Source organism: Achromobacter sp. 01N37 (assembly GCF_056399725.1).
Map to the genome: position 1 here is coordinate 112,732 of NZ_JBFTRX010000005.1, position 13,500 is coordinate 126,231.

Genomic DNA, 13,500 nt, shown 5'->3' on the forward strand with positions numbered 1-13,500 from the left:
CCTTGTTGTTTGTCTGAAGAAATGTTCAAAGCGAGCCGTCGTCCTTGAACGGCGGCTTGGTCGCCGGCACCGGCGCCGCGGCAGGCGCGGGCTTCGGGCTGGCGGCAGGCGCCGGCGAGTACGTGGGCACGGGCTCATCGAAAGCGGCCGCCGGGATCGGGGCGCTGTCGAAGTACTCGTCGATATCGGACGTGCCGCCGGCAAGCGGCGCATCTTCCGGCGCCAACGCGCGAGCATGCTGATCCTTGCTGACGCGCGCATCGGGGTCCAGCACATAGTCGGAAGCCGATGCCGCCACCGAAGGCGGCAGCGCCGGATAATCGCCGCCAACGTCGGCGTCGCCGTCCGTGTCCGACAGACCCACCGCATAGCCGCCTTCGGCGTCCACGCGATAGGGATCGGAACCGGTGTCGGCCGCGGGCAAAGCCGCATCCACCGCCAGCACCGGCAAGGCCATGCTGGCCGCCGTGGCCAGACGCCAGTGGCGCACCGCGTCGGCCGGGCGATCCAGGCGGTCATACAGGCTGCCCAACAACGCATGCGTTTGGGCATCGCTGCGGCGGCTGAGACTGCGCAGCAGATAGCGCTCGGCCTGCCCCCACAACTGGCCGTTCAGGCACAGCATGCCCAGCGCGGTCAGCAGATCGGGATCGGTGGGGCGCTGTTGCAGCCACGTCTCGGCCTTGGCCAGACGGCGCGACACCTGTTCGGCTTCGCAGCGGGCATAGGCCGCTACCAGCGTCGGGTTGAACTTCACGGCAATGGCGGCTTCCAGCACGCGGGCCGCCTCATTGGCTTCGCCGGCCGCATCAAAGGCCGCAGCGCCCGCCAGCGCCACATCGGGCAGCAGGCGCTCTTCGGCCTTCAGGTCTTTCCAGATGGCGCGCCAGGCATCGCTGTTGGCCGAGCTGGCCGCCGCACGCAAGCGTGCCGCGCCCGAGGCGTCGATCAGCAGATCGGCTTCGCTGCGGGCCAGCGCATTGCGGCGGACCAGCCCGCGCGCCAGCGTGAAGACTTGCTCGTGGTGATGCAGCGCGGTGTGGGCGCGCAGCAGCAGGCGCATCGTGTGCAGGTGGCGAGCGCCGCCGTCAGCCAGCGGCGCCAGCACGGCCAGTGCGCGTTCGGCACGGCCTTGGTCCAGCAGCATGTCGGCCGAAACCGTGGCCGTGGCTTCCACCAGACCCGGGTCGGTGCCGGCGTGTTCCTGTGCGGTGGCCAGCAGGCGGTCGCGGCGGTCGAACTCGCCCAAGCCATGGGCAGCGCGCGCAGCCGACAGCGCGGCCAGCACACGGCGGGTCTGCACTTTGGTCTGCTCAAGCAGCTTGGTCAGATCTTTTTCGGCGTGGGTGTAGCGGCCTTCCAGCAAGCCGATCCAACCGCGTTCGAGCAATTCGTGATCGCGCGCTTGCGCACGCTTGCCACGCCAGACGCGGACTCGATCAGGAATGGCCAACAGCCACGCCAGCACGCGCAAGCCCACGTACAGCACGATGAAAGCCGCAACAATCAGCAGTACGGCGAGCGTGAGCGACATTCCGATGCGCCACGGCCAGACCAGCAACAGCACGTTGCCGGAATGCGAGCGCAGCACCACCGCCAGGGCGACGGCGATGACGGCGAGCAGCAGGGTCCAGAACCAGGTACGCATAAGGCTCAGTCCTGCCCGCTAGTCTTGAAACCCGCAGCCCGCAAAGCGGCGACAGCGTTCAGGCTGTCGGACACGTCCGGCATGCGCACGGCGATGTCGGTCTGCGCCAGTTCGCGCGCCAGCGTCTGGGCGGCGACGGTATCGGGGGAACGGTTATCGAAATACTTGGCGAGCGTGACGCCGACGTTGTCGAGCTCGCTCTTCCACACGGCGGGCTGACGCATCAGCATGGCCAGTTGAACGGTCAGCAGGCGTTGGCGCAGCGTGGCGCGCACCTGATCGGCCTGTTCGGGCGACAGCAGCAACGCGGCGGGTTCGTCCACACGCTGGATCGTGATCAAGCCACCCAGTTCCTGCGCCAGCGCCGAACCGGCGCGGCCAGGCCACGAGACCACCTCGGCGCGCCAGCGCTGCCACCAGGGCGCGTCGGCGGGCAAGCCGGCCTGCGGGTCCACGGCGGGCGCGGGGGCCACGGCGGGGCGCGGCTCACCGGCGGCGACCACACCCGGCGCGGCGGCGTCAGGCACCAGCAAGGGCGCCTTGCCCACCATTGCCACCAAGCGTTCGATACGGGCGGATTGCGCGGGGATGTCGACGGTGGAAACGGCGCGCAGACGGTCCAGGTCGCCGTTGATGGCTTGCTGCAAGCTGGAGAAGCGCGGGCGGTCGGCTCGCGCCAAACGGGATTGCGCGGTTTCCAGCGCGACGATGGCGTTGGAAACGTTGCCGGCCAGACGCAGTTGCTGGTTGGCGATGGTCAGCAGGCGTTCGACGTCGTTGGCCAGCAGTTCGTCGCTGGCGCTGTCGTTGAAGTTCTGCCACGCCTGTTGCAGCGCGTTGTATTGGCTTTGGGTTTCGCGCACGGTGTCTTCAAGCTCGCCCACGCGGCCGGCCTGCGCTTGCGCCAGGGCCAGCGCTTCACGCGTGTCCTTGCGGGCCTGCGCCACGTCGGAGGTCAGCGTGTCGATACGCGACGCGACCTCGCGTCCGGCGGACACGAATTGCGTGCGCTGCTTCCACAGGGCATAACCTAAGCCCACGGCTAGCAGGATGACGATTATCAGGGCGGTGACCAATGGGCCATTGCCGCGCTTGGCCGGACGGGCCTTGACGGGATCGGCCGGGGCCGATGCGGGCGCGCTTGCGCCCGGGGCGGCCGTGTTAACGACCGGATCGGTAGCGGGAGTCTTGTCTGTCATGACGCGATTGTATTCGGTGTCAGTCCGATGCAACGAATCAAGCAGCAACAAAAGCCTGGAATATCGACTCGTCGTTGGGCAAGCAGATTTTTACCATTTCTGTCGCGCCACTGTCATGACAGCCTGGCGGCACGCGGCGCGCGAGCGAGGGATGCGTCAGCACGAAGCGGCAGCGCGCCCACCAGGAAGACAGGCCGGCGGCGTCCACACAGGCCCGCACGGCATCGGCGCCTTCGCCGCTGGTGATGAGCCAGGTGGCCGGCACGCCCGCATCTGCCCATTGCCGCAAGGCGGCAAGCGCGGCATCGTCCCAGAGGGCCGGGCTCCGCAGATACGCCGCGTGGCGCGTGACGGCCGCGCCCTGCGCTTCGAGCGTGTCGCCCAGCCAATCCCTGCCCTGCGTGCCTCGCACCAGCAGCACGCGGGCGGGCAATTGCGGCAGGCCGCAAAGCACGTTCCACAAGGCTTCGGAATCGTGGCTGGGCGCATCATCGCCAGGATGCAGGACTGTTGTATTCGCGCCAAAAGCGGGCGCCTCGCGCAGCGCCTGTGCGCTGGCGGGGCCGACGGTTGCGGCGATCACGCCCGCCGGCCAAGCGGCTTGGCCATCGGCGTGCGCGAGCTGATCCAGATACTGTTTGGCCGCATTGCCGCTGACGAACACCACCATGTCGAAGTCGGCCGGCCGAGGCAAGTCCGCTGCGGCCACTTGCAGCGGATGGATTGCCAGCGCCGGCAGGATGCAGGCGGACCAGCCGGCGTCGGTCAGACGGCCGGCCAGCGCCTCGTTGCGGCCCGCGGGCCGCGTCAGGATGGCGACTCGCGGCGCGGTGGACATCAGTCCGGCCGCGGGTCGGCTTGCAGCAGTTCCTGGAGGATGGCGGCAGCGCCACCGTCCAGCAATTCCTGCGCGGCCGCCACACCCAGCGCGTCAGCATCGGCCGCGGGGCCGTTGCGCGTCGTGCGGACGATGCGGACACCGTCGGTTGACGCCACCAGGGCGCGCAACGACAAGGTGTCGCCCGAGAGTTCGGCAAAGGCCGCCAGCGGCACCTGACAGGAACCGCCCAGCGTGCGGGACACGGCGCGTTCAGCTTGCACGCAAGCCGTCGTGGCGCTGCTGATCAACGGCGCGAGCCAGGCCCGCATGTCGTCGCGGTCGTCGCGGATCTCGATGCCCAAAGCGCCCTGCCCGGCTGCCGGCAAACTATCGGCGGGGTCCAGCAAGCTGCGGATACGCGCGCCCAGGCCCAGCCGATCCAGACCGGCCGCGGCAAGCACAATGGCGTCATATTCACCTTTGTCCAGCTTGCCCAGGCGGGTGTCCAGGTTGCCGCGCAGCGGCTTGACCACCAGTTCCGGGTAGCGCGCGCGAATCTGGGATTCACGGCGCAGGCTGGACGTGCCCACGACGGCGCCCGCTGGCAGTTCTGCCAGCGTTGCATAGCGGTTGGACACGAAGGCATCGCGCGGGTCCGCGCGATCCAGAACGGCGCAAAGCTCGAACGGGGCTTGCAGATCCACCGGCACGTCTTTCAACGAATGCACGGCAAGATCGGCACGCCCGTCGAGCAGCGCGTTTTCGAGTTCCTTGACGAACAGTCCTTTGCCGCCAACCTTGGACAAGGTGCGGTCGAGGATCTGGTCGCCTCGGGTCGTCAGGGTAAGGAGCTCAACCGCGCACGCTGGGTACAGCGTGCGCAGCCGGTCGCGCACATGCTCAGCTTGCCAAAGGGCAAGCCGGCTGGCGCGGGTCGCAATGACCAGGCGTTGCGGTAGAGGCACGAGCGGTCATCAAACGAAATTAGAGACGATGACCGTCGCGACTATCCCGAGGATGGCCAGGACGAAAAGGCCCTGAAGGAGGCTCAGGCCCGATTCGGATTGCTGGGGATCGACGGATCTACGCAGACTCATGTGCTGATTCCTTGGAAGCGGTTTTGCGGCTTGCCAGCCACCGTCCAAGGACAACAACGAGCAAGGCGCCAATAATTTCTGCACCGATTTTAACCGTAGTGGGCTGAACACCGAATTGACGTTCGACAACCACATCGGTAATCAGCATGCCACCGGCGATCCAGCCTAACAGCGCAGCGCCCAGCGTAATCACCAGCGGGTACTTGTCGATCAGCTTCAGAACCAGCGTGCTGCCCCAGATGATGATCGGCACACTGACGATCAGGCCAAAGGCGACCAGACCGATCTGATGGTCGGCGTGGGCGTTCTGGGCCGCGCCGGCGATAGCGATCACGTTGTCCAGGCTCATCACGAAGTCAGCAATGATGATGGTTTTGATGGCCGCGGCGATGGAGGTTCCCCCCTTCACGTTGCCATGCGCATCGTCTTCGGGGATCAGGAGCTTGACGCCGATCCAGACCAGCAGCAGGCCGCCAACGACCTTCAGGAACGGAATCGACAGGAGCGTCAGCGCGAAAGCAATCAGCACGACACGCAGAATGATGGCGCCTGCGGTGCCCCACAGGATGCCCTGCATGCGCTGCTTGGGCGCCAGGTTGCGACAAGCCAGCGCGATGACCACAGCGTTGTCGCCGCCGAGCAGGATATCGATGAGGATGATCTGGAATACCGCTGCCCAACTCAGCGTCTGGAAAAACTCAAGCACTTTTAACCCCCGAAGGCATTTATGAAAAGAAAGGCCGGTCCCGAGCCGGCCATCCTGCCGCGCCATGCGCGGCAGGATCATTCGAACAACTAATTATTGTAATTCAGCTTTCATTCAGCTTTCTGGCGCATCAGCAAAACTTTACCAATTGCCAGCACCAGCAGTGCGCCGAGCACGCCCGTCATGAGCTCGAACGTGTGGTGAGTCACACCCAATGCCGCGTCAATACGCGCCACCGGTTCCTGCAAGGCGGGATCTCCCACCAGCAATTCACCTGCAATAAAGCCCAACAACGCAGCTCCGACCCAGACAATGACCGGGAAGCGCTCGATGACCTTCAGAAGCAGCGTGCTGCCGAAGATGACCAAGGGGATGCTGATGGCCAGACCCAAAACCAGCAAGGTCGTGTCGCCCATCGCCGCAGCGGCAACCGCCACCACGTTGTCCAGGCTCATGACCAAGTCGGCAATCATGATAGTGCGAATTGCGGTCAGCAGATTACCTTGCGTCTTGCCCGCGCCGTCGTCTTCGCCTTCCGGCAACAGCAGCGTCACGCCGATGTAGACCAGGAGCAGCGCGCCGATCAGCTTCAAATACGGCAGCAGCAACAGCTTTGCCGCCACCAAGGTCAGCACGATACGCATGATGATCGCGGCGGCGGAGCCGATCGTGATCGCTTTCTTCTGTTGCGCCGGCGGCAACGAACGCGCTGCCAGCGCAATAACCACGGCGTTGTCGCCTGATAGCAGAATGTTGACCCAAATGATCTGGAGCAACGCTATCCAGAATGCCGCTGAACTAAGTTCCATGCCTCTCTTTCCCAGGTGATGATCCCCCTAGGACAAACCAAATGAATGGATGATGAAAACGAAAATCGTACTGACCGTCTTGGTGCGAGCCCGACGGCATTCTTGCTGGGTACGTGCGAAATTTCTTTCATTATAGTTTCGTTCAGCTTTCCGTATGTTTTGACGACCGCGTTATGGACACGGGATTTCCCTAGGAAAGCCGTAGAAATTTCTGCCTGCCGTGTCACAAGCACGCAAAAAAAAAGCCCGCCGAAGCGGGCTTTTTTGCGCAATGCTGAAAGACTTACAGCACCGACTTGAGCAGCTTGCCCATTTCGGAGGGGTTGCGCGTGGTGCGGATGCCGCAAGCTTCCATGACTTCCAGCTTGGCGTCGGCCGTGTCGGCGCCACCGGAGATCAGGGCGCCAGCGTGGCCCATGCGCTTTCCAGGAGGAGCGGTGACACCAGCGATGAAGCCGACGACCGGCTTCTTCATGTTGTCCTTCGCCCACTCAGCGGCGTTGACTTCGTCCGGACCGCCGATTTCGCCGATCATGATGACGGCGTCGGTGTCGGGATCGTCATTGAACATCTTCAGGACGTCGACGTGCTTCAGGCCGTTGATGGGGTCACCACCGATGCCGACGGCGCTGGATTGACCCAGGCCCAGCTCGGTGACTTGCGCCACGGCTTCGTACGTCAAGGTGCCCGAACGGCTGACGATGCCGATGCGGCCCTTGCGGTGGATGTGACCGGGCATGATGCCAATCTTGATTTCGTCCGGCGTGATCAGACCCGGGCAGTTCGGGCCCAGCAGCAGCGTCTTGCTGCCCTTGGCCTTCATGCGGTTCTTCACTTCCAGCATGTCGCGGACGGGGATGCCTTCGGTGATGCAGATCACCAGATCCAGTTCGGCTTCAACAGCTTCCCAGATCGCAGCAGCGGCGCCAGCCGGCGGCACGTAAATGACGGACACGGTCGCGCCGGTGTCAGCCTTGGCGTCTTTCACCGTAGCGAAAATCGGCACGCCTTCGAAGTCTTCACCCGCCTTCTTGGGGTTCACGCCGGCCACGAAGGCGGCTTTGCCATTGGCATACTCACGGCACATACGGGTGTGGAACTGGCCCGTCTTGCCCGTGATGCCCTGGGTGATGACTTTGGTGTCCTTGTTGATCAGAATCGACATTTGTGAATCCTTGGCAATTTCTTTTACCGCCGAGCCGTCCCAAGGTGGAAAGCGCCCCCTTGGGGGGCAGCAAGCCACAACGGGGCGCGGCGAGGGGGCATATTTACTTGACGGCGGCTACGACGCGGGTGGCCGCTTCGGCCATCGTGTCAGCGCTGATGATCGGCAGACCGGAGTCGGCCAGCATCTTCTTGCCGAGTTCTTCGTTGGTGCCCTTCATGCGCACGACCAGCGGCACGTTCAGGTTGACGGCCTTGCAAGCAGCGATCACGCCTTCGGCGATGACGTCGCAGCGCATGATGCCGCCGAAGATGTTGACCAGAATGGCCTTCACGCTCTTGTTCGCGAGCATGATCTTGAACGCTTCGGTGACCTTCTCGGCCGTAGCGCCGCCGCCGACGTCCAGGAAGTTGGCCGGCTCGCCGCCGAACAGCTTGATGGTGTCCATCGTGGCCATGGCCAGACCGGCGCCGTTCACCAGGCAGCCGATGTTGCCGTCGAGCTGGATGTAGGCCAGGTCGAACTTGCTGGCTTCGATTTCAGCGGGATCTTCTTCGTCCAGGTCGCGGTAGGCGACGATTTCCGGGTGACGGAACAGGGCGTTGGGGTCAAAGTTGAACTTGGCGTCCAGGGCGATGATGTTGCCCTTGCCGTCGCGGTTCAGCGGATTGATTTCAACCAGCGACGCGTCGGTTTCCATGTAGCACTGATACAGCTTCTGGAAAACGTCCACGGCTTGGGCGGTGGAGTCGGCGGGCAGGCCGATCGCGTTGGCGATCTTGGTGGCTTGCTCAGCGGACAGGCCGGTCAGCGGGTCGATGTATTCGGTGATGATCTTTTCGGGAGTGGAGTGAGCCACTTCCTCGATGTCCATGCCGCCTTCGCTGGAAGCGATGAAGGCAACCTTTTGCGTGGCGCGGTCAGTGACCAGCGACACGTAGTATTCCTTCTGGATGTCGGCGCCGTCTTCGATGTACAGGCGGCGAACCTTCTGGCCTTCCGGGCCAGTCTGGTGCGTGATCAGCTGCATGCCCAGGATTTCCGAGGCCAGCTTGCGGACGTCGTCCAGCGAGCGCGCCAGCTTGACGCCACCGCCCTTGCCGCGGCCACCCGCGTGGATTTGTGCCTTGACGACCCACACCGGTCCACCCAGCTTTTCAGCGGCAGCCACGGCCTCGTCGACGGAAAGAGCGGGAATCCCGCGCGGCACCGGGATGCCAAATTGCTTCAGCAGTTCCTTGCCTTGATACTCGTGGATTTTCATGTGTTACCTGTCAGGACGTATGAGAAAGAGAAGGTGAATCGGAGGACGAATCGGCCGATGCCTCAGCGCTACCCCCGGTGTACCACTTGGGATAGTGCTCAGCCACCACCGGGCCGTCGGTGCTTAGCGCATGACAGCCATCCAATTGGAATGGACGCCGGTTCGGGTTGGTTTCCTGCCGCCGGCGGTTAGCCATGGTCTGGACCGCCGCGGTGGGAAGCACCTGCGACAGCTCGGTCATGTGCGTACAGCCCTCTACATGCCCGAACCGCTCCTTGACCTGGCGGCGGAATCCCTTAAGCAGATTCATGCCGATCAAATCAGTGTAAGCCGGCTCGATGGCCATGCAATGACGACCGTAAGGGGCCGCATCATAGACAGCCTGCGCCGCCAGGATCGAGTAGTTCTCGTCGATGGTGATGCGCAGATGCATATGGTGAATGGGCTGCCCGGCCTTGAACATCTCGCCGTCGCTCTTGGGGAAATCGTACGCCTTGACGTCGATCAGCTCGGCTTCCAGATCCCAGTTGCCGTCTTCGCGCGCATACGACTGCACGCGTATGGAACGCGTGTGCAGAGGTTGGCGAGGGTAATCCGGCGGTGGCAAGGGCATGCTGGGGGCCTGCGGGGCGAAGATGGCCTGCGCATGGTGCGCGGCAACAAAACCTTCAAAGTATAGCGCAGGCGGCCCGCGATCAACCGTCTTGATGGAGCCGCCTGCAAGGGGACGCAACGTCAGCGCAGGCGATCATGCCGTCCACGGTGTGGCCGGACTGCCCATCCAGGCCTGCCCTGCCGGGATGCTTTCCCCCTTGAGCACCAGCGTCAGCGGCCCCAGCCGCGCCCCGTCCTCGACGTGGGTGTCATACAGGATGGTGCTGCGCGGCCCAACATTGACGCCGTTGCCGATCCGGACCTGGCCGATCTTCATGACGCGGTCCTCGAACAGATGGGTCTGCGGGCCAGAGCCTGCGTGCAGCACCGCGTCGTCGCCGATCGACACGCAGTCGTATTCGGTGATGTCGGTGGTGTCCATGAAGACGCGCTTGCCGATCCGCGCGCCCATGCAGCGCAGGGCCAGCGGCAGCCAGGGCGTCGCCCGCAGGAAGTTGAAGAAGTTCGGCACGGCGATCGACTCGTACAAGCTGGTGACGGCTTCGCTTTTCCAGACAAACGGCGTCCACATCGGTTCGGCGCGCGGCTGGTAGCGGCCCACCAGGGCCCACTTCAAGAGCACCAGGAACAGGAAAGTGCCAATGCCGTAGAGCACGCCCGCCAGCATCAGTTCATCGAACGCGCCCAGAAAGCCTTGGGCCACGGCGATCGGGATCACTTTCATCACCGTCAGATAGCCCACTGCAATCACGACCGCCAGCGGCAAGATCATGCGCATGCCTTCCACCGCGCCCCGGGCGATCTTGCGGGCGAAGCTGGGCCGGAACGTCAGATGCGCGGGGAAGCCCGCCGTCTGCTCGCGCGCGGGCAAGGCCAGCGGCGGATTGCCCAGCCACGTCTGCCCGCTGGCCATGCGGGCGTTTGAGGGCGCGCGGCTCTGCACGCCGATCAGCACATCGTCGGGCAGCACCGAGCCATCGGGCACATACGCGCCGTTGCCAACGAAGCTACGGTTGCCGATGATGGTGGGCCGCATCGTCATCCAGCCCCGGTCGATTTCTTCGTCGCCCAGCATGACGCCGTCGGCAATGAAGCTGTCGCGGCCAAGCGTCAGCATGTCGGGCACGATGCCCATCGCCGTGGAAATTTCAGTGCCGCGCCCCACCTTCGCGCCCAGCAGCCGATACCAGGTGCCAGCGTAGATGGACGCATACAGGCCGTGCAGCACGCTCAGGCTGGATTCCTGGATCTGGTTGGTCAGCCAGCGGCGCAGGTAGATCTGCCCGTACACCGGCCAGCGCCCGCTCGACAGCCGGGGCAGCAGCGCCCAGCGCAGCATGGCCGAGACCAGCACCGTCAAGAACAACAGCAACGCGCTGGCGGGCAACGCCAACAGCAGATAGCAAAGAAAGGCGTAAGGCCAGGGCGTGCGGGCGCTCATCAGGTCGAGCCAGCGCGCATCGATCCAATCAATCAGCACAAAGCTCGGGAACACCGGCATGAAGAACAAGGCGGCGATCAGCGTCCCGCCCGTGGCGTAGGCCAGCACATCCAGCCGGCGCCAGCGGCTCGCACGCTCGGGCCGCGGCGGCAGATCAGCCGCCCGCGCGTCAGGGTCATGCTTGGCCGGTGCGCCGGTCCAGACCTGCCCGGCCGGCACGCGCGCGCCCGATGCCAATGACGACAAGCCTTCCAGCCGCGCGCCCTCGCCCATCGACACATCGCCTTGCAGCACCGCATACGAACCCACATAGGCGTTGTCGGACAGCGTGATCGGCGCCACGTCCCACACGCCGCCCTTCACCGAGAAATTCTCCAGGTTGACGGCGGCGCCAACGCTGACGCCATCGCCTATCGTCAAGAGGTCGGGCGCGCGAACGGAAACGCGGCTGATGGCGGCATTGCGGCCGATGCGTGCGCCCAGTGCGCGCAAATACCAGACTTGCAATGGCGAACCCGCCAGCAGATGCGCCGGCGGAATATCCAGCACGCGATCCACCAGCCACCACCGGTAAAACAGCCAGCCATACAGCGGATAACGGCCGGGTTTGAGCCGGCCCAGAATGCCCCACTTGCACGCCACAGCGACGCCGAAGCTCAACAGGTTGCAAGCCAGATAGGCGGCGATCGACATCGCCACCGCGCGCCAGACCGAATCGCCCTCGTCGCCCGTCCAGTAGTGATACGTGAAAAACGGCGTCAGCCAGATCAGCATGCGCACGCCAATCAACAGCGGCAGCGCGGCCAACTGCGCCAAGCCACAAGTCCAGCGCCGCCATTCAGGCGCACGTTCGATGGCGGCATCGGGTGGGCAGGCGCCCCCGCCTCGCGCGTCACCGTGTTGACCGCCTTGCCGGCTGGCTGACTCGTTGACGCGGTCCGGCGTGCTGGCCACAGCCAGCGCATCCAGGCGCGCCGCCAACGCTCCCACACCGGGATGCTGATAAAGCTCGTGCATCGTCAGTGCGGAAAAATGCGGATGCTTGCGCAGCGACGACACCAGCCGCGCGGCCAACAGGGAATGGCCGCCCAGGTCGCGAAAGAAATCGCTGGCCAGCCGCAGCGGCTGTCCGGGGAACAGCGGGCGCAGCGCGTCGAACAATGCCCGCTCACCCAGCGTGACGGGTTCGTCGTCTTCGCCACTGGGCTCGGACACCGTCTCTAATGGTTGCGCCTTCAGCGTCTTGCGGTCGATCTTGCCCGAGGTCAAACGCGGCACGTCGCTCACGCGTTCAAAGCGGGCGGGAATCATGTAGGCCGGCAAGTCCTGCGCCAGCGCTGCACGCAATGTGTGGAGATCCAGCCGGGCCTCGCCTTCCGGTTTCAGAAAGGCCACCAGTTGCTCGATGCCAGCAAGGTCGCGCAAGACGACTGCCGCGGCCCCCACGCCGGGCTGCCGGTACAGCGCAGCTTCGATTTCGCCCAACTCAACGCGAAAGCCACGCACCTTGACCTGATCGTCGCTGCGGCCCAGGCACTGGATCTGCCCCTGCTCGTCGATGCGGGCAAGGTCGCCACTGCGGTACATGCGCGTGTCGTGCTCGCCGCTGGGCCGGGGGTTGGCCAGAAACTTGTCGGCAGTGAGTTCGGGACGGCCCAGGTAGCCGCCCGCGACGCCAGGGCCGGTAATACAGAGCTCGCCCACCTGCCCTTGCGGCAGCACCGCGCCATCGTCGCCACGGATCAACATGCCGTAATTGGGCAACGGCGTGCCGATCGTGACGGGCTGGCCCGGCAGCAATTCGGCCAAGCTGGCCGACACCGTCGTTTCCGTCGGCCCGTAACTGTTGAACAAGCGCCGGCCAGGCGTGGCCCAGCGCGGCACCAGGAAGTCCGGGCACACTTCGCCGCCCAGATTCACAATGCGCAGGCCGGGCACGTCGTGCGCGAACAGCGCCAGCAGCGTCGGCACCGCGTGCAGCACCGTGACGCCTTCGCGCACCAGCGCGTCGGGCAGGCCCTCCGGGTCCGTCGTCAACATCTTGGGCGCCACCCACAAACTCGCGCCCACCAGGTAGCTGATCCATATCTCTTCGAACGACATGTCGAAGGCCACCGAGAACCCCTGGTAGACCTTGTCGCCATGGCGCACGCCCAGCACTTCATTTTCGCTACGCAGAAAATGGCAGATGCTGGCCTGGCTGATGGGCACGCCCTTGGGCTTGCCCGTGGAGCCGGACGTGTAGATGACGTAAGCGGGATGCTCGGGCAACAGCCCTTCCCGCTTGCGCAATGGGCCGTCCGCAGGCGCCGACAGCGCCCACGTCGTCCACGTGATCATTCCGTCTAACCGGACTTCCGCGCCCGCAATCAACCCATTCGCGCCCGCGTCTTGCAAACAGACCAACATGCGGTCAGGCGGCGTGTCAGATTCAAACGGCAGCCAGGCGGCCCCGGCCTTGGCGATGGCCGCTTGCATCACCAACAGGTCGGCGCCGCGCGGCAAACACAGGCCCACGATATCGCCAGGCCGCACGCCAGCTTCGATCAGATGGTGCGCGGCCACGTCGGCGCGTGCGCCAAGCGTGTCGTAGGTGAGGGATTGATCCAGCCAGTGAATGGCGATGGCGGCGGGATGCCGCAGGATCGTGGCTTCCAGAATATCGGGCAGCGTTTCCGCGCGAAGCAGATCTGGCCGATAAGGGCCTTGGAGAATCATAGGAACGGCAACAATCCG

General features: G+C 64.7%; 10 protein-coding genes. All 10 read right to left on the minus strand.

The window, feature by feature from the left end; translation table 11 throughout:
* Positions 1-25 precede the first annotated feature (25 nt).
* The gene (locus AC1DSJ_RS12050) at positions 26-1,648 is read right to left on the minus strand and encodes a heme biosynthesis HemY N-terminal domain-containing protein (RefSeq protein WP_175169722.1); all 1,623 of its coding nucleotides are present in this window, start codon (positions 1,646-1,648) and stop codon (positions 26-28) included.
* 5 nt (positions 1,649-1,653) lie between these two features.
* Positions 1,654-2,847 (minus strand): uroporphyrinogen-III C-methyltransferase, encoded by a 1,194-nt coding sequence (locus tag AC1DSJ_RS12055; protein WP_346552373.1) that lies wholly within the window; start codon positions 2,845-2,847, stop codon positions 1,654-1,656.
* A gap of 37 nt (positions 2,848-2,884) precedes the next feature.
* On the minus strand, positions 2,885-3,685 hold the full coding sequence (locus AC1DSJ_RS12060) for a uroporphyrinogen-III synthase (RefSeq protein WP_441370703.1): 801 nt from the start codon (positions 3,683-3,685) through the stop codon (positions 2,885-2,887).
* A complete protein-coding gene (gene hemC, locus AC1DSJ_RS12065; protein ID WP_346552371.1) occupies positions 3,685-4,632 on the minus strand; it encodes a hydroxymethylbilane synthase in 948 nt (315 codons plus the stop codon). Before hemC ends, AC1DSJ_RS12060 begins: the two co-directional genes overlap by 1 nt.
* 118 nt (positions 4,633-4,750) lie before the next feature.
* Entirely contained in the window at positions 4,751-5,470 is a 720-nt protein-coding gene (locus tag AC1DSJ_RS12070; protein ID WP_054424631.1) for a TerC family protein, read from the minus strand.
* A 110-nt stretch (positions 5,471-5,580) separates the two neighbouring features.
* Positions 5,581-6,279, minus strand: coding sequence for a TerC family protein (locus AC1DSJ_RS12075; RefSeq protein ID WP_175169720.1), 699 nt, complete (start codon positions 6,277-6,279; stop codon positions 5,581-5,583).
* A 283-nt stretch (positions 6,280-6,562) separates the two neighbouring features.
* Positions 6,563-7,444, minus strand: coding sequence for a succinate--CoA ligase subunit alpha (gene sucD, locus AC1DSJ_RS12080; protein ID WP_054423501.1), 882 nt, complete (start codon positions 7,442-7,444; stop codon positions 6,563-6,565).
* 103 nt (positions 7,445-7,547) lie between these two features.
* The gene (gene sucC / locus AC1DSJ_RS12085) at positions 7,548-8,708 is read right to left on the minus strand and encodes an ADP-forming succinate--CoA ligase subunit beta (protein ID WP_054423503.1); all 1,161 of its coding nucleotides are present in this window, start codon (positions 8,706-8,708) and stop codon (positions 7,548-7,550) included.
* Between the two features lie 10 nt (positions 8,709-8,718).
* Positions 8,719-9,321 carry a DUF2889 domain-containing protein gene (locus tag AC1DSJ_RS12090; RefSeq protein WP_175169766.1) on the minus strand — a complete coding sequence of 201 codons (603 nt, stop codon included), beginning with the start codon at positions 9,319-9,321 and terminating at the stop codon, positions 8,719-8,721.
* Between the two features lie 135 nt (positions 9,322-9,456).
* On the minus strand, positions 9,457-13,482 hold the full coding sequence (locus tag AC1DSJ_RS12095; RefSeq protein WP_441370702.1) for a Pls/PosA family non-ribosomal peptide synthetase: 4,026 nt from the start codon (positions 13,480-13,482) through the stop codon (positions 9,457-9,459).
* Positions 13,483-13,500: the final 18 nt, after the last annotated feature.